This window comes from Agrobacterium sp. K11 (assembly GCF_059429395.1).
Window position 1 is genome coordinate 449621 of the sequence record NZ_JCAHRB010000003.1, and the last position, 17551, is coordinate 467171.

The window sequence follows — 17551 nt, forward strand, 5'->3', positions numbered from 1 at the left end:
CTCGTGAGAATTACTATCTCTTCAGATTGATCAGGACATCCATCAAATCCGACCCGGTCTGGAAGACTTTCGAATTCGCTGTATAGATACGCTGGGATTCAATCATGTCGGTGAGTTCGCTGGCGATATCGACGTTCGAGCCCTCAAGCGCACCCTTCTGGATGTAACCGAAGCTGCCAGTCTGCGCGAAGCCGATGGTGACGACACCCGACTCGTTGCTGGGCAGATAAACGTTGCCGTTCTGCGGGCTGAGATTGTCGACGCTCGGCACCGTTGCCAGCGCCAGCTGGTAGATGTTGCGGCGGCCACCATCCTGATAGACTGCGGTCACCACGCCGTCCTTGCCGATTTCGACATCCTTGATCTGGCTGGGACCATTGCCGTTCAGGATCGCGGTGCCGGGCGTGAACTTCGATGAAAACTGCGACATATCAGACAGGTCGATATCGATCGACTGCGCAACGCCGCTGTTGCTATCGTTGATGGTGATCGATTTGGGAGACGCAGTCGTAAGCTTGTTAGTGGCCGGGTCGAATGTCAGCGACACAGTTCCCTGGACCAGCGTAGCAGGTGCTGTTGCCGTGTATGGGAAACCACCATTCGTGGACTGGTCCTGACGATAAACCGCCACTTCCCAGGTGTTTGCAGCGGTCTTGGTATAGTAGAAATCGTAGAGTACCTTTGCACCGCCGCTATCGAACGCCGTCAGCGAGGTCTTGGCACCGATTGTCGAAGTAGCGACGTTGTTACTCGGACGCGAACCCGCAGTAACCGGATCTTCATCGCGGTTCAGGTTGGCCGGGAAGCTACCCTGTGTGGACGCCGATGCAGTCAGGCCGAAGTTGTTGACATTGATAGCCTCGAGACCGGTAAAACCGTTGACGACGGCAGCTGGCGGGTTGGATCCATAAGGGTAGCCCATCAGCTGGAAGCCAGCAGAGTTTTCCAGATACCCTTCCGCATTCTTCACGAAAGAGCCGGCTCTTGTGAGGTAAGGCGTGCCTGCTCCGTCCTGAACCACAAAGAAGCCGTTGCCCTGAATGGCAAGGTCAGTGCTCGACGTGGTGTAGGAGAGGTTGCCCTGCTCTGAAATGCTGTAGCGAACGTTGGACTGCACGCCGCCGGAGGCATAGCTGCCCGACGAGGAGGGCAGAACGAGCGAGGAGAACGACGTCGATGCGCGCTTGTAGCCGGTGGTGCTTGCGTTGGCGATGTTGTCGCCAACGGTTCCCAGCTTGTTAGCCTGTGCATTCATGCCGGACACACCGGTTCGCATAGTGCCGAAAATACTCATTCAAAAACCCTCGTGGTCATCTTCAGGGAGAAGGTAAAGCGTTTGGCTTGCGTGAAGCTGTCTGAAATACCGCGTTTGAAAAAGACCACGCGGATGAATGAATATTATTGCCAATCAATGCTGTAACCGAGGAAACGCTTGGAATCGACCGGATCGTAGCCGAGCTTCTTGCGAAGCTTCTTGCGCAGCTTGCTGATGTGGCTTTCCACGACGTTCTCTTCGACGTCATCATCGAAGATGCCGTAGATGGCATTGAAAATCTGCGCCTTGGAAACGCGGCGTCCGCGATTGGCAATCAAATATTCAAGGATGCGGCGCTCGCGCCGCGGCAAGGCAAATACCTCACCACCGACTTCGGGATCACGACCGTCGGAGAAAACCCGGATCGGTCCCGCATCGGTGAAATTCGAGATAACCTGCAGGCGGCGACGGATCGCCGCCGCACGCGCAAGGATTTCACGGGGGTGAACCGGCTTGCGCACGACATCGTCGACGCCGCTGTCGAACAGCGCCAGAGTCGATTCCAGCGAGGGCTGGTCGCTGACCGCGATCACCGGTGCCGTCGTGCGATCCCTGATCGCCTTGGGCAAGGAGAAGCTCTTGTCGCCCTGACCGATCAGGAATGCCTCTACGGCCGCCAGATCGCTGTCCGCTGCCGTCGAGACCCATTCCCCGAATTCGACCGGATCGAAACCGGTCGAGGGGATGCCCTCACGCCCAAATAGAGAAGTATAGCCGTCTTTAACGAGCTCGCGCTCATCAACCACTACGATCATTCGTCCGCCTCCGAATCAGTGTGGTGTTTTCCAATGCGGCATTGGTACGAATCGGGGGATTCAGCGACAACTGTAGGAAATCATCGACAGTTATTAATAATTGATTAACCATTTTGTGCCGATTTGATCTATATATAGTGGTTGTTAACCATATACGGTACAAAATTTTTGTGTAAAAATTTCAAAAATCCGAAAAAATCGCTTGCGACGCCTTTTTTAGGGCTTTCTCTCGCCACATTTCAAATTGCGAGTCCTTGACCGCATCAAAACAATCGATGGTTGTTATCCGTCGCAGAAATTTTTCGCGTTGGCGGTCCATTTTCCGTAGCCTGTCGCCACCAGATTGGCGATCACCCGGCAGACATATTTCTTTTGAGCCGGGTCGTTGTTGGGCCCGGCATGGTAGCGGGCGACCGCCATGGTCCAGGTTTCGTGCCTGTTGTGGAGATTGCGCAGGAACATGGCGGCATATTCGACATTGCGGCGCGGATCGAACATTTCACGCGCGGATGTGAAGTTTTCGCCATGGAAATAGTGGTTTATCTGCATGCATCCGAGGTCGATCAGCTTGGCGCCGTTGCGCTTTGCCGTCTCGAAAGTGGTCAATGCCTCCTCGGTGGAGGAGGCAAATACCGGTTTTCCCTCAATATTCATGGCGTTGGGGTCAAGCCGACCCTTGCGACCGGTCTCGGTCAGGCCGACAGAATAGAGAATTCCCTCCGGCACGCCGTATTTGCGGGCGGCGGACTGAATTTCCCTTTCACAGACACCTGACGTTGCCGAAGCGGAGGCGTTTTCAGAGGTAAACGCCGTTGTCAGCAGAAGTGCGGGCAGAGCCAAGAGCGCCATCCATGCCTTCATTATGCACCCCCAAATTATCACCATTGCCCTGCCGTCCGCCGCGTGTGCCGGACTCGTCACGGTTGCGCCCTGCGGCGGCCTGTTGGCCCTGCTGCTGCGCCTGCTGATTTTGCTGATTGTTGGCTTGTGTGCCCGTTTGGTCACTCTTGTCAGAAGAAGCAATGCTGATCGTGATGTTATCGACCGTCAGACCCTGCACCTTGAGGCCCTCGAGGATGCTCTTGCTGTCCTGCTGAAGCTTTTTGTAGGCGGCCACGTTCTCCACCGTCATGTGAACGGCAAGCTCATCGCCGGCAAGACGCAACGACATCGTCACCGATCCCAGCTCGATCGGCGTCATGTGCAGCTTCAGCGTATGGACGACTTTGCCGGTGCTGCTCTGGGCCGCCTCATTGGACAGCGACGAGCCGGGCTGCATGGCGCTAACCCATTCAGAATCATTGGCGATGAGGCCGGTCAGAGCCGAGGCGTTGGATGATGGTGCCAGACCAATGAACCGCCGCGAATCGAGAACGGTAATCGTCTCGGTCGCCTTGCCACTGCTTTCCCGGGCATCGAACTCGACGCGGCCATCCCGCTGAACCGTACTCATATCGAGAGCGCGGGCTGTGCCGGAACGAGGAGATGCGAAGCGGAATGCCGAGGCGTCGCCTTCAGTGCCCGATCCGGATCCGGCTTCGTTTCCGGCAAGCTCGGTCCGTGCGTGCATGTCCTTCGCCAGAGGCTCAGCCTTACCCCTGACAGTTTCAACCTTTTCGGATTTGACATCGGCCTTGCCGGCAATCGCCTGCGCAATTTCCTCAAGGGGCGTCTTGGCTGTCACGATATCGCCGACATTGGCCGTGAGCGTCTGCAGCTCTGCCAGCTTCGGATCGGTTGCATCCGCCGCCGTCTGGCTCTCCTTGTCGGCGTCCTTGACCTTCTTGCCAGGTTTGCCGTTTTCAGGCGATGTGTGCGCCGTCTTAATCGCATTCTGAAGCTCCGCCAGCGCCTCGTGACCATGGCCTTCTCCGGAATGGTCCTTGACGATCACGTTCAGGAAGCTCGGAGGCCGCTTGACCGGCACATCCGTCTTTTCAGCATCGTCATCCGGTTGCACATTCTGCTCCTCAGCCGATCCCGCTTCCTGCTGATGACGCGAATGCGGTGCCTGCGGCGGGCGCTCTTCCCTGACCGTCGCGAGAGTGTCGCCGAAACTTCCGCCTTTGGCGTCGTCCCTCACACTGGCGCTGCCAGCGCGCGGATCGTTATATGGCGCATTCACTATCGCGTTGATGGTTGCGTCGATCATGGTGCCCCCTCGCCTTTCTTCAAAAGGCTGTCGATTTCATCGAGCTTACTGCGGCCGCTCGTCACGAGTTGCCGGACGTTCTCGCCCTCATCCTCAGCCTTGTGGTTTTCAACTCTCCATATGCCCTTGGTCTCGGCACTGGCCGCCTCATTCGCGGGCGCGCCCGACCCGGCCCCCTGCCCTGCCGTGACACCGGGATCGGCGCCAGGCTGCGGGGAAGGCGGACGAACCACCTGGTCGGCGATTGCCCTTGCCGCGTCCCGCAGGGCCCTGTCGCGATCCGAAAGCTGGGCCTCGGGAATTTGCCCGATTGTTTCAATCGCGCTCACCACATCGGGCGTGCCGATATTGGAAAGGCTTTCATAGAGATTTGCCTGAACTGGCGGCTGGTCCGGCATATCCGGCGACAGCGCTTTCGCCTTCAACGCCGCCATGCGAGCCAGCGAATCCTTGCCGCTGATCGCCGCGAGACGGGACAGGCGCAGATAAGCTTCCTTCTGCCTCTCCGCGTCCATCATGGCGAATGTTTCCTCTATCGTGTCGTGCCCGATGGAATCGACACGTTTGACCACCAGTGAGACCAGAAGGTCCGCGAACTGGCTGGCATAGGGCGAATGCAGGAACCGCCGCGCGTAACGCTGTGCATATTCGACGCCACGCCCGGCATCGCCGTCTTCAACGGCGATAGCAAGCGAGCGGCGGAGCGCAGCCTCCTCCACGATGGTACCGGGCGCTTCGAGCCGGGCTATGTCATAGAAACCGAGGGCAGCCACCGGATCGCGGGGGATCGTCACATTGCCGCCGATCAGTGCAAGATAGGCGCCAATTCTCGTGCCGCGATACTCGGGCACCATGGCCGCGATGCTCTGGGCGACCAGCGTTCCCTTGCCGGACAGATATTTGCGCAGAATATCGGCGACGCGGCTGTCGAAATTGCCGTCCACATCCCGCGCGACGAGCAATTCGAGCGTGGCCGGATTGCCGCCGCTCATCGCGTACACAAGCGCCGCATCGACATTGCGCGGATCCTTGAAGATCGCCGAAGGTGCGCTCTTAAGCCGCTCGTCGATCGTCTGGAGCAGAAACCGCTGCATTTCGGTTGCCGAATGGTCTCCCATGGTGACCGAATCCTGCACGAACTGCAGGGAACGCAACATGGCATAGGGCATGAGGTTGTCTTGCGATTGCGCAAAAACCTTCGCCGGTTCGGCACCGAGACCACACAGTGTCGCCGCAAGAAAAATCCAACGTTTCGAGGATTTCGTCACACTCACCCCCGATCGGCCTCAAGCAGGATTTCGATACGGCGGTTCGCATTCGCCAGCGGGTCTGCCGGCACCTGCAATCTGCGATCCGCAAAACCCGAAACCTGTTTCACCCGCTCTTCCGACAGGCCGCCGCGAACCAGCATGTAATAGGCGCTATGCGCGCGGTCCATGGAAAGCCGCCAATTGTCATTGGCCTCACCCTTGAACTGGCGTCCATCGGTATGGCCGCGGATCACCACGCTGCCGCCACGCTCCTGAAGCAACTTGCCGATCTTCTCCATGGCCAGGACCATTTCGCCGCGGGGCACAGCCGATCCGACATTGAACATCGGCGTTTCCGTCTGGTCGGAAATGGTCAACAGCAATCCGCCTTCGGCGGGCGTCACCACCAGACCTTCGGCGAGCTTACCGCTGATGCCGGATATCTGCTTCTCGATCTCTTGGCGCAGCTCTTTGGCCTCTTCCTTCTGCGCCGCAGTACCTTGCTGCTGCTGCTCCGGCTGAGGCTGCGTAAGTGCTGCCTGCTCTGCAGCACCCGGCCGCTGCTGCGGCACAACGGCGGCGACTTCCATGGCCTTGCCGTGATCTGCACCATCGGCTGGCTGCTGAGACGATTTAGCCGCAACCGCTTCATTATCCTTGGCAGCGTCCTGCTGCTTGTTCTCGGCAGATTGCTGCTGTTCGACCGGATTTTGCTGCTGGTCCGCACGTGTGATCTTCACCTGCTGGGTCCAGAAATCGGGATCGAAGGGATCGCGGTAAGCCTCACCGCCGCTCGCACCCGTCGCCGGGCCGGAATCGGCAGCACCACCTTCGCCCTTGGCGCTGACATTGGCCTGCTGCCCGACCTGCTGGGCAATTTCCGCCAGAACGGAATAGGGATTCTCGAAAAAGTCCGCTTCTGAGAAGTTCGACTGCTCCCCGGTCTGCGAGGTCAGGTCTTCACCTGTCGCAGCGGCCGAACCCTGGGTGACCTTTTCCGCCTTTATGTTGGACTGGTCTTTCTTCTCGACGCCCTCTTCCTTGTCCACCGGCTTTTCCAGCCCCTTGGACGAAGGTTTTTCATCGGACAGCTTTATCGGATTGAAATAGCTGGCGACCGAGGCCTTGGTTTCCTCGTTTGCGGCGTTGACCAGCCACATGACGAGGAAGAACGCCATCATGGCCGTCATGAAGTCGGCATAAGCGATCTTCCACGCGCCGCCATGGGCGCCATCGTGCCCGCCCTTGTGGCGTTTGACGATGATGATCTCGTTCTTGCCGTGGTGGTGATTTTCGCCTTCACTCATTTCATCACCTTGCGAAGACTGGACGCCCAGGCGGACATGCGCGTGACGAACACGCTTTCACCCAACTCAACGGAGAGATCGATATCTGCCGTCTCGGTAAATTTCATCGTCTCTTCTTCAAAGCCCGGCTGCGTCTTCAGCTGCTCAAACAAATCTTTCGGGCCTTTCACGACAAGGGTCACGGCCTCGCCATCCGGCATGGAAGCGCGAACGACATCCGCAAGCGCCGAAACCGCCTTCAGCGACAGCTCTTCGGTCAGAACCGGGGCAAGGATATTGGCGGTCTGTTCGCTGAGATTGGTGGCGATCGCATCGATGCCTTCACGCAGTCTCAGCGACAGGAAAACGGCAATTTCTTCCAGATAGACGGAACGTAAGCCTTCGAGTTCTGCGGCATGAGCGGCAAGAAGCTCCTCGCGCTCGGCCTGCATTTTCTCCGTGATCTCGCGGGTCGCATCCTCGTGACCACGGGCATAGGCGGCCTGTTTTTCGCTTTCGACGTCGAGCGGCTCGAATTCATCGAAACCGGATGCAATATCGCCAAAACCGGAAATGCCGTCGACATCCGCCAACGGTTCGCCGAACGTCAGTCCCGCGGGCTGCACGTCACCGAAATCCTTGAGATATCTTGCAATGGACGCGCTCATGCCCGCCCCCGGAAAAACGGGCCAAAAGGGCGAAACATGTTTCGTTGCCTGCGATCAAAGCCGTTTGGCGGCACCACCGTCATCCTTGCTACCCTGCCCGTCTCTTCAATTGTTTCCGGCCGGATCACGCCATGCGATCCACCCGATATTGCCCCGACGTTAGGTGTTCAAACTTGTGCGAGGATGAAGGCGGGCCCCGTTTTCAGAAACCTTGCAACCAACTCCCCCGAACCCGCCGGACCGACGCCGGTTTACTTGAAGAGCTGAAGGATGTTTTGCGCGTTGGCATTGGCGATCGAGAGCGCCTGGATGCCGAGCTGCTGCTGTGTCTGCAGAGCCTTCAGCCTGGTCGATTCCTCGTTCATATCCGCATCCACGAGACGGCCGATACCCTTGTCGATCACGTCCATCAGGCTCGAGACGAAGTTTTCCTGCATGTTGATACGGCTCTGTAGTGAGCCGAGGCTGGAGGCCGTACTGGTCATGGCTTCGAGCTGCTTGTCGACAAAACTCATCATCACATCGATGGCGTCGGAAGCGGTGTAGTTCGTGGTGCCACCGGAAAAACCGCTCATGGCTGCCGCCACGACATCAAGATTGTCGAGATCGAGCGTGGAGACGGAAAGACCGAGGGATCTGGCAACGGAGGTCGGCGCACCGGTCGTGTCATAGAACCAATCGTTGCTGCCTGTGTCCCGATAGGCCGCCGCGACGGTGGTGGTGCCGCTCGAAGGGTTGGTCGCCGTCACCTTGACCCAGGTATTCTCGGACAAACGAAGATAATTCACCGTTCCGTTGCTGTAGACGCTCGGGTCGGTATTCGTATCCGGCGTCGCCGCATTCAGCGTGCCGATTTCCGCGTCCGTCAATTTCTTGACGACGTAACCCGCATTGGTGGTCACGCCGGCTGTCGTCGATGTTTGGGTGATCTGTTGTTCCGTCTTCGCGACAAAAACGGCGCTCTTGTCGAGAATACCGAGTTTTCCGCCGCTGAGGTCGAAAAGCACGGCACTGCCGTCCAACACATAGTCAACCGTGGTGACGCCGACATTGCCCGAACCGGTGCGCGTGAAGGACGCGACGACCTTTTTGGTGATGGGTTCTACAACCGGCGGCGTGCCACCATTGCTGATGCTGGCCTGCAGCCAGTTCTCGCCGGAGAAGGAGGCAGATTCCGACGTGCTCTTCAGCTGTTCCTGAAGCTGCTTGATTTCGTCCTGGATCTTGCCGCGGTCAGCCCCGACGCCATAGGCGGCGACAAGCTTTTCCTTGATTTTCTTGACGACCTCGATCGAGTTCGCAAGGGCGTCATAGGCCGTATCAACCTTGGCGGCGCCAAGTCCCAATGCATCCTGCACGGCCGAGAGCGCTGCATTGTCGGAGCGCATGGTTGTGGAGATAGACCAGTAGGCGGCATTGTCCGCCGCTGTTTCGACACGGTAGCCGGACGACACACGCGCCTGCGTCGTCTCGAGATTCTTGTCGATCATGCGCAAGGTTTGCAGCGCGGCCATCGCCGCCGCATTGGTCAAAATGCTGGTCATTGGGTCCACCCAATTGGTACTGTCAGGAAAAATCCGGCGCTGCGCCGAAAACGAGCAGAGGCATCATGCGCATCAGCGATGGTAAAAAGAGCCACCGCGACCTGCCGTTCGTTAACAAATCGTTAATTCGATAGGTACCAAACAACAACGCTGATTTGCAAGGCGTTCCTTGCCTTCACAGGCCGGTTTTGCATAAACCGACACGCTTCAGGCAAGGTCGGGTGAAAAAGTGCCCGAATGAAGCCATCGCGCCCGCGAATTCGGAAGGCGCAATGGATAATATATGAAAATGTCCGCTGGACTGGTTCAGGCAGCTTCGCCCTGGCGGGCCGACACGAATCGGGCAGCCGTCAGGCTCTGACGGAGAAATTCGGTGTTCTCGTCCGGATTTTCCGAAGGGTTCTGAAACGAAACATGATTGATCTCGACCGCAGCATGCTCGTTGGCCAGAATCAATTGCGCATAAACCGTCGCGCCGTGCGGTTTCAGTTCGAGATCGAGGACGATCTCCGGCGCCCCTTCCCATTCGAGCCTGTATTCGCCACCGGCACCGAAATTGATCGTGCCCGGATGATAATAAAGCTCCGCGGCCGACGAGACGAGGTCGGCAATGCTGCCGTAGCACTCGAATCTGAGCAATGAAATCAGGTCGGCCGGATCGAGCAGGCGCAGTTCGGTGGCGATCGGGTTGATCGCCTCTGCGACGATCATTTCCCGCTTTTCAGAATAGGCGGATTTTTTCATTGGTTTTATTGAACCCGTATTTTCGATGACTTCATGGCGTAAACCCGATGAACGAGCTCAGCTACAGCCTTGTAAAAAGCTGGTGGAATCACACTATCGATCGAGACTTGCGCAAACATGGAGCGTGCGAGCGGCGGATCTTCAAAAACGGGGATATTATTTTTTTCCGCAATCTCGCGGATTTTCAATGCGATAAGGTCCTGACCCTTGGCAACGACGACAGGCGCGTCGCCTTCTTCGCGAACGTAACGCAACGCCACTGCAAAGTGTGTCGGGTTGGCAATCACCAGTGTCGCGCGCGGCACATTGTCGATCATGCGGCGGCGGGCGCGGTCACGGGCGACCGAACGCTGACGGGCTTTGACCACCGGGTCGCCCTGCGATTGCTTGTATTCTTCCTTCACCTCATGCTTCGTCATTTTCAGCTGGCTGAACCAGTGGTGGCGCGTCCACAAAAGGTCGACGGCGGCAAGCAGCGCGGTCGAAAAGAGAATCACGACCATCATCTTTTTGGTGAGCTCGACAACCCTGACGAAAATGACCTGCGGGTCGGAGAACATCAGGTCGATGAGACTGTAGAAATCGCCGCGCAGAGACAGGAACATGATGATCGAAACGATCAAGATCTTGAACAGCGATTTGCCGAATTCCACAAATCCCTGCTTGCTGTAGATGCGGCCGAACCCCTTTGCAGGCGAGATGCGCGACCATTGCGGACGCACCCTCTCAAGCACCGGCGACGGCAGGTTCTGGAAAAACGAGGAGGCAAGGCCGAAGACGATGAACATGATCATGGCCGGCATGAGCAGATAGGCCATGGACGTGCCGAGGAAATAAAGCAGCGACAGGGCATCCGGCCTGGTGCTGAGGTTCCATTGTTCGGGCTGGCCGAACAGGTCCTTCAGCGTTACGCCGAGGCGACCGGCGCCGTCGGGCAAAAAGAAAACCAGATAGCAGTAAAAGGCGAGTGACGAAGCAAAGATCGGCACCTCGCGGGAAAAGGGAAGATTGCCCTTTTCCGCCGCATCACGGAGTTTTTTCTCCGTTGGGTCTTCTGTTTTACTGTCCTTGTCCTGATCGTCTGCCAAGGCACGTTCCCGGGATAAAAAAAGGCCCGCCGATCGCGGCAGGCCGTCATTCCGAAACTAGCGCCCGAGACCGGCCATCGCAATGGCCGGCATTGCCTGTAAGGCGGGTTATCAACCGGCTTCCGCTCAGGCTGCTGCGGATTGTTCCTCCGTGGAGGCTTCCTTCAGCTGAATCTGACCGGAATTGGCCAGCCGGATCGCTTCCTGCGCCACGGCGCGGCGTGCAATCGCCACTTCGCGGGTGTTGATAGAAGCCTGCGGCACGGCGAGGTCCGATTCGATCATGCGGCGCTGGCGCGGGCTGATGCTGGACAGCACACATTCCTTGATTTCCATGGTTGCGCCACGCAGCGCCATGGTGAGAACGTCCGCCGAGACATCGTTGAGCAGCAGGACGCGGCTGCGCTGCGGCATGAACATGAGATCGTCGAAGAGGAAGATCTTCGGCTTGACCTTGTTGGCAGCTTCTTTGCTGAGCGTTTCGAGCGAGCTGAGCAGCGTATCGACCTGCGGCTTTTCCATTTCGTTCATCAGGTCGGCAACCTTCGTGGAACCGCCCGCATTGCGCTCTGCTTCGATCTCGTTGATGAGGTTGACCACACGCTTCTCGATGATCTGGGCAGCCGTGGGGCTGACTTCCTTCATGTTCACCGTGCGGTTCATGATATCGGCGCGCTGCTCTTCGGGAATGGTCAGAAGGACCTTGGCACCGAAGGACGAGGGCAGCATGGAGAGGATATAGGCGATGGTCTGGGGATGCTCGCGCAGCAGGAACTTGCCGACGAATTCCGGCTCCGCTTCCTGCAGGCGATCCCAGATCGACGCTTCATAGGCCTGGAAGGCTGCACGACGGCCGAGAAGGCTGTCCACCTCCTCCGGTGTCAGGCCCTCTTCGAGAATGCTTTCGATCGCCTTGGCATTGTCCATCAGACCCGTTCCTTCCGTGAACAGGTCTTCGAACTCCGCCACGATCTGGGCGAGTTCGTCAGGGGGAATGACACGCAGCGTCTGGGCCGAGGAAATGATCATCTGCAATTCGTGCTGCGTGAAAAATTTCAGCAGCTTGCCGGCGACGCCCTTGCCCATGGCAAGAAGCACCGCGGCCGCCTTGTCGGCCTGAGACAACGGCTTCCCTGCCAGCGGGTTACCGAAATCCTCGAAGTCCATCATGGTCTTTCCTCTCCGTCCCCACAGGGATCAGGCTTTTCTCGTACTCATTACTTCAATCAATTTTACGCCGAAGCGCGTATCGTCGTCTTCAAGTACCGTTATTTCACCGCGCGCAATACGGCGGCCATTCACCATGATCTCGACCGGTTCACCGATCTTGCGGTCAAGCGCGATCGTTGCACCCTCTTCAAGGCTCATCAGACCCGAGACGAGCATGCGGCTGGTCCCAAGAACGATCTGGACATCGATCGGGATATCCATGATCAGGTCCATATTGTCGGACAGACCACTGCCGAGCGGCGCCTTGATGCCCGCGACCTGTGGGGTGGCCGCGAAATCGTTCATCGCAAAATCGCCCGCTCCGCCACCGAAGGCGGAAAGGTCGCTGTCGACGGAAGCGTCGTCAACGCTCCCGAAATCCCCGAAGTCGCCAAAGTCGGACAGCGAACCTTCCGCATCCGTCTTGAGGACGCCACGCAGATCGCCGATAGCCTGGTCGAGCTCACCGCCATCTTCAAGCGACGGCAGCGCCATATCATCGGTCACAGGTGTTTTCTTCGTAGCCATGCGCTGATTATTCCCTTTGAAACTTGCGTCAGCCTGCCCAGAACCCAAAAAAGGTGGACAGGTTTTAACCCATCAGATGTCGCAAGATCTCGTCGTCCGTGCTGACATTGTTCTTTACCCGAACCATGTAGCGGTCGCCGGACTTGCCAAATTCACAATTATAGAGCTTGGAGCCGTTGGCGCTGACCTCGACGCCGATGTCGTCCTGCTTCAGATCCTGAAACGGAATGACGTCGCCGGCCACCAGCCTGGAGATCGTCCGCAGGGTCAAGGTTTCGAGCTTGATGCGCGCCTCAAGCGTTACCTGCGATCTCTTCACCTGCTCAGAGATCAAATCCACCCATTCCGCCTGCTTCTTCAGCGCCTGGGCTGAAGCCTTGGGAGCGGCGATGGAGGTCTTGAGCAGGGGCCGCTGCGGCACGATCAGCGCGAATTCCGAAGAAACCTTGCCGATGGCGATCTTCATGCGGACTGTCACGCCGTAGAGGCCAGCGATCATCTCCTCGAAGGCGCTTTTTCCATTGGCCGTAAAGGGCGGGTCGATCGTCGCCTCGAAACCGCCCGGCGCGTTGACGCCCGACCGCAGGACACCCCCGATGCGCCCGAGAACCATGGCCGCCAGGTCGAGTTCGATGTGGGACAGGCTGCGCTCGTCCGGCTCGCCGATGGTGTCGGCGGCGGCGCCAAGCATGCGCTCCATGAGCGCGATGACGAAGCCGTTGCCGACCGCCATCATGAAATTGGGGCACCAGTTGCGCAGAGAACAATCCGCAACCGAGAAATTGCCGCCGATATTGGCGATGAGATCGGTCATCAGCCCCGATTCGGAGCCGATATATTCGACGTCTATCGCAATGCCGGTCTCGCTGTGAAAGATATCAGGCAGGAATTCGCTGTAGAGATGGCCGATATCGGAACCGACCTTCGCGATTGTCTTGCGGTCGGAAAGCCCGCCCGTAAGTTTCGCGAGCAGCGACGTGTCGATGACGGGTGCTTTTTGCTGTGCAGCTTTAGCCATGGTCATGCCGCCTTGTTTTCGCCGCCGGGGTTCATCATCTCCTGTTCGACGGCGTCGATGGACGGCCGCTCGTAGTTGGAGATGGTCTTGCGCCCGTATTCAAGCGCGACCTGCGGCACCGAGCCGTTCATGTAGGCGATCAGCGTCTGCTTGACGATGATGTAGAGGCGGTGCTGCTTGGTGCGGACGATCTTGACCTGCGAAGCGAGTGGGTTGCAGATCGAATAGGACAGGATGATGCCGAGCATGGTGCCCACCAGTGCGGCGCCGATGAGGCCGCCCAGCACTTCCGGTGATTCGTTGATCTTGCCCATGGCCTTGATGACGCCGAGAACCGCCGCGACGATACCGATGGCGGGGAAGGAATCGCCCATGGTGGTGATCGCGTGGTAAGGTTTCAGCTTGTCGTGCAGGATGGTCTCGATTTCCTCGTCCATCAGTGCTTCGATTTCGTGGCTGCGCGCGTTGCCGATGATGATGAGGCGGACGTAGTCACAGATGAACGACGTCAGCTCCTTGTTCTTCAGCACCGAGGGTGCGCTCTGGAAGATCGAGGATTCTTCCGGATTGTCGATATGCGCCTCGATCTCGTTGCGCGATTTCGTGCGCAGGTCGCGCATCAGCGAATAAAGTACGCCGAGTACGTCGAGATAGTTGCGCTCCTTCGGGACCGAGTGCTTAAAGGCCTCGCCGAGCGCCTTGCCCGAATCCTTCACGACCTTCATCGGGTTCGCCATGATGAAGCCGCCGAGGCCGGCACCGCCGATAATCAACAATTCGAACGGCTGAACCAGCACGTTCAGATGGCCGCCCATCGCCATGTAGCCGCCGATGATGCAGCCGAAGGTGATTATAAGTCCAATTACAATATTCATTGATCGACCACGCCCGAACAGTGTTCCATGCCGCCATCTCTAGAAAATGTGGCTTGCGTGAACCTGTCCGCGGAGCCTCTGTCACTCGTCACTGCAGCCAGTTTCGCACAAGCAACATCCGGCATTATCCCGACAAAGGCGGACGTGCGCCTTGGTATCGGGATCAAACGAGAGCGGCGGTTCAGTGACTTCCACCTACACCAGCTACAGACTGATCAGTCAGGACATCGGCAAATCGCTTGAGCGTGTGTCGAAGCAACCCGACGTGGCGCGCGAAACCGAATATTACCGGTCGAAGATCGGCAGCGTGAAATCCGTCGACGACTTCATGGCCGATACCCGTCTTTACAATTATGCGCTGAAAGCCAACGGCCTCGAGGACATGGCGTATGCGAAAGCCTTCATCCGCAAGGTGCTGACCGAAGGCACGGCCGACAAGAACGCCTTCGCCAACAAGCTTTCCGACAGCCGCTATTCGGACCTTGCGAAATCGCTCGACTTTGCAAGTCTCGGTGCAGCTGCAACTGCGACCGAAGCGGCCCAGTCCGGCATCATCAGCAAATACACCCGCCAGACGCTGGAGCAGGAGGCGGGCGGCGACAATAACGGTGTCCGGCTTGCTCTTTACTTCGAGCGCAAGGCACCAACGATCAAATCGGGTCTCGATTTTCTAGCCGACGACGCGCTCGCGCAGGTGTTCCGCACCGCCTACAACCTGCCTGACGAAATTGCGGCAGGAAGCGTCGAAAAACAGGCCGCGCTCATCGAAAAATCCATCAATATCAAGGATCTGCAAAATCCTGAAAAGGTCGGCAAGCTGCTCGAGCGTTTCACCATCATGTGGGAAATGCAAAATCCCTCCACGACCTATGATCCTCTGGCCGTTTTCGGCTCCTCCAGCGGCTACGGCATTTCCCCGGACCTGCTGATCTCCATCAACTCCCTGAAACTCGGAGGCAAATGATATGCAATCCGGACTATACGTCGCCCTTTCCTCGCAGATTGCGCTGGAGCGTCGTCTCACCACCATTTCCGACAATATGGCGAATGCGAACACGGTGGGTTTCCGCGGTTCCGAAGTGAAATTCGACGAAATGGTCGCCAAGAACCACAATGACATGAATGCCAAGGTGGCGTTCGTATCGCAGGGTAACGACTATCTCTCCACCCGTCAGGGCGCCTTCGAACAGACTGGCAATAGTTTCGATTTCGCCATCAAGGGCGATGCCTGGTTCGCGATGGACACGCCAGACGGCCAGATCCTGAGCCGCGACGGGCGTTTCACCATGCGCCCGGACGGCGCGCTCATCTCCTCAAGCGGTTATCCGGTTCTCGACGCCGGCGGCGGTCCCATCCAGCTCAATGCGAATGGTGGCCCGATCACCGTCAGTCTCGATGGTGCGATCAGGCAGAACGACAACATCGTCGCCACGCTCGGTATCTTCCAGGCGGATTTCTCGAAAGGCTTCCTGCGCCATCCCAATAGCGGCGTGAAGCCCGTGGCCCCGCCGACGGCGGTCGTCAACAATCACGAGGTCGGCGTCGTTCAGGGTTATCTCGAGCAGTCGAACGTCAACGGCATTTCCCAGATGACGCAGCTCATCCAGGTCAACCGGGCCTTCGAGAGCATTTCGTCGCTGATGCGCGATACCGAATCCACTTTCGGCGATGCCATCAAGACGCTTGGCGGCGCACGTTAAGGAACTGAGCGATGACAATGCCGGAATCCACGCTCACGGTCGAGGCGATTTCACCGAAGCTCGCCCAGCTGGCCAGCCTTGCCGGACACTATGCCGATCCGGAGTTTTCGGTGGCGCCGGGCGGCCATGTCCGCACCATCGCCGCCGGACACTACACGGTTTCCGGCCTGTCGCGGCATGTGAGGCTGGGCGAGTTCGTCGCCCATCGCAGCGCGACCGGTATCCATCTCGGCGAAGTCGTGCGCGTGGAACCCGATATCTGCTACGTCTGCCCCATCGAACCGGGCGAGCCGATTGGCATTCACGACACAGTCATCCGCAAAGGTGCCTTCCGCGTTGCGCCTGACGACAGCTGGTGCGGCCGCACCATCAATGCGCTTGGCGAACCCATCGATGGCAAGGGTCCGCTTGCATCAGGCACGGAGCGCCGTCCGATTTCCAGCAATGCACCGCCGTCGATGACGCGCAAGCGGGTGGAGACGCCTTTCAAGACGGGTGTCCGGGCAATCGATATTTTCTCGCCTCTCTGCCTTGGCCAGCGTCTCGGCATTTTTGCGGGGTCAGGCGTGGGCAAATCCACGCTCCTATCGATGCTTGCCAAGGCCGATGCCTTCGACAAGGTCGTCATCGGACTTGTCGGCGAGCGCGGTCGCGAAGTGCGCGAGTTCATCGAGGATACGATGGGCGAGAATATGGGCAAGTCCGTCGCCGTTGTCGCGACCAGCGACGAAAGCCCGATGCTGCGCAAGATGGCGCCGCTTTCGGCCGTCACCATTGCCGAATATTTCCGTGACAGGGGCGACAACGTCCTTCTCATCATCGACAGCGTGACCCGTTTTGCCCATGCGATCCGCGAAGTGGCGGTCGCTTCGGGTGAACCGCCGGTGGCACGCGGCTATCCGGCCTCGGTCTTCACCGAATTGCCGCGCCTTCTGGAGCGGGCGGGACCCGGCGCCGAAGGCAGCGGTACCATCACCGCCATCGTCTCCATTCTGGTGGACGGCGACAACCACAACGATCCGATTGCCGATTCGACCCGCGGTATTCTCGACGGCCACATCGTGCTGGATCGCAGCCTTGCAGAAGAAGGTCGCTATCCTCCGATCAATCCTCTGGCCTCGATCTCGCGTCTCGCCAAGAAGGCATGGACACCGGATCAGGAAAAGCTGGTGTCGCGTCTGAAAGCGCTGGTGCACCGCTTTGAGGAAACGCGGGATCTGCGCCTCATCGGCGGTTATCGACCCGGCACCGATCCCGATCTCGACATGGCGGTGAAACAGGTTCCGATCATCTATGAAACGCTGAAACAGCTTCCGAATGAACCGGCGGCGCAGGACGCCTACGCCGATCTGGCGACCGCGTTGCGCGGTGGAGTGCAAAATAATCAGCCACAGGTAAACCCGAGAATGAGAGGCTGAC

The 17551-nt window shown here is 58.3% G+C and carries 17 protein-coding genes; 3 read left to right on the top strand and 14 right to left on the bottom strand.

Features of this window, described 5'->3' with window-relative positions; genetic code table 11:
* Positions 1-13: 13 nt before the first annotated feature.
* The 14 genes from AC5SEO_RS07370 to motA all read right to left on the bottom strand — a co-directional run bounded on the left by AC5SEO_RS07370 (position 14) and on the right by motA (position 14432).
* On the bottom strand, positions 14-1294 hold the full coding sequence (locus AC5SEO_RS07370; protein ID WP_174067993.1) for a flagellar hook protein FlgE: 1281 nt from the start codon (positions 1292-1294) through the stop codon (positions 14-16).
* 104 nt (positions 1295-1398) lie between these two features.
* Entirely contained in the window at positions 1399-2070 is a 672-nt protein-coding gene (rem, locus tag AC5SEO_RS07375) for a transcriptional activator Rem (RefSeq protein ID WP_174067992.1), read from the bottom strand.
* 282 nt (positions 2071-2352) lie between these two features.
* Complete coding sequence (locus AC5SEO_RS07380; RefSeq protein ID WP_019564301.1) at positions 2353-2919, bottom strand: lytic transglycosylase domain-containing protein; 567 nt, start codon at positions 2917-2919, stop codon at positions 2353-2355.
* On the bottom strand, positions 2867-4222 hold the full coding sequence (gene fliK, locus AC5SEO_RS07385) for a flagellar hook-length control protein FliK (protein WP_174067991.1): 1356 nt from the start codon (positions 4220-4222) through the stop codon (positions 2867-2869). The genes AC5SEO_RS07380 and fliK overlap by 53 nt, the downstream gene beginning before the upstream one ends.
* Complete coding sequence (gene motC, locus AC5SEO_RS07390; RefSeq protein ID WP_174067990.1) at positions 4219-5496, bottom strand: chemotaxis protein MotC; 1278 nt, start codon at positions 5494-5496, stop codon at positions 4219-4221. The genes fliK and motC overlap by 4 nt, the downstream gene beginning before the upstream one ends.
* A complete protein-coding gene (locus AC5SEO_RS07395; protein ID WP_065688344.1) occupies positions 5493-6779 on the bottom strand; it encodes a MotB family protein in 1287 nt (428 codons plus the stop codon). The genes motC and AC5SEO_RS07395 overlap by 4 nt, the downstream gene beginning before the upstream one ends.
* Positions 6776-7426: a hypothetical protein gene (locus AC5SEO_RS07400; protein WP_019564304.1), complete on the bottom strand. Its 651-nt coding sequence runs from the start codon at positions 7424-7426 to the stop codon at positions 6776-6778. The genes AC5SEO_RS07395 and AC5SEO_RS07400 overlap by 4 nt, the downstream gene beginning before the upstream one ends.
* A 251-nt stretch (positions 7427-7677) precedes the next feature.
* Positions 7678-8970 carry a flagellin N-terminal helical domain-containing protein gene (locus AC5SEO_RS07405; protein WP_065703820.1) on the bottom strand — a complete coding sequence of 431 codons (1293 nt, stop codon included), beginning with the start codon at positions 8968-8970 and terminating at the stop codon, positions 7678-7680.
* Between the two features lie 306 nt (positions 8971-9276).
* Positions 9277-9714 (bottom strand): BspJ family T4SS effector nucleomodulin, encoded by a 438-nt coding sequence (locus tag AC5SEO_RS07410; protein ID WP_003515097.1) that lies wholly within the window; start codon positions 9712-9714, stop codon positions 9277-9279.
* A 5-nt stretch (positions 9715-9719) separates the two neighbouring features.
* Positions 9720-10802, bottom strand: a complete 1083-nt coding sequence (gene flhB / locus AC5SEO_RS07415; RefSeq protein ID WP_003515096.1) for a flagellar biosynthesis protein FlhB — start codon at positions 10800-10802, stop codon at positions 9720-9722.
* A 126-nt stretch (positions 10803-10928) separates the two neighbouring features.
* Positions 10929-11972, bottom strand: coding sequence for a flagellar motor switch protein FliG (fliG, locus tag AC5SEO_RS07420; protein WP_003515095.1), 1044 nt, complete (start codon positions 11970-11972; stop codon positions 10929-10931).
* Positions 11973-11999: 27 nt separating this feature from the next.
* Positions 12000-12539, bottom strand: coding sequence for a flagellar motor switch protein FliN (gene fliN / locus AC5SEO_RS07425; RefSeq protein WP_115063753.1), 540 nt, complete (start codon positions 12537-12539; stop codon positions 12000-12002).
* A gap of 64 nt (positions 12540-12603) precedes the next feature.
* Positions 12604-13563, bottom strand: coding sequence for a FliM/FliN family flagellar motor switch protein (locus AC5SEO_RS07430; RefSeq protein WP_174067989.1), 960 nt, complete (start codon positions 13561-13563; stop codon positions 12604-12606).
* On the bottom strand, positions 13560-14432 hold the full coding sequence (motA, locus tag AC5SEO_RS07435) for a flagellar motor stator protein MotA (protein ID WP_019564306.1): 873 nt from the start codon (positions 14430-14432) through the stop codon (positions 13560-13562). The genes AC5SEO_RS07430 and motA overlap by 4 nt, the downstream gene beginning before the upstream one ends.
* A 184-nt stretch (positions 14433-14616) precedes the next feature.
* On the opposite strand from motA, the gene AC5SEO_RS07440 reads away from it, so the two are divergent.
* From AC5SEO_RS07440 to fliI, 3 genes are read left to right on the top strand one after another with little or no spacing between them, the layout of a single operon-like run.
* The gene (locus AC5SEO_RS07440; RefSeq protein ID WP_003515087.1) at positions 14617-15396 is read left to right on the top strand and encodes a DUF1217 domain-containing protein; all 780 of its coding nucleotides are present in this window, start codon (positions 14617-14619) and stop codon (positions 15394-15396) included.
* Between the two features lies 1 nt (position 15397).
* Positions 15398-16132, top strand: a complete 735-nt coding sequence (gene flgF, locus AC5SEO_RS07445) for a flagellar basal-body rod protein FlgF (protein ID WP_112154761.1) — start codon at positions 15398-15400, stop codon at positions 16130-16132.
* Positions 16133-16143: 11 nt separating this feature from the next.
* Positions 16144-17550, top strand: a complete 1407-nt coding sequence (gene fliI, locus AC5SEO_RS07450; protein ID WP_003515084.1) for a flagellar protein export ATPase FliI — start codon at positions 16144-16146, stop codon at positions 17548-17550.
* The last annotated feature ends 1 nt before the right edge of the window (position 17551 follow it).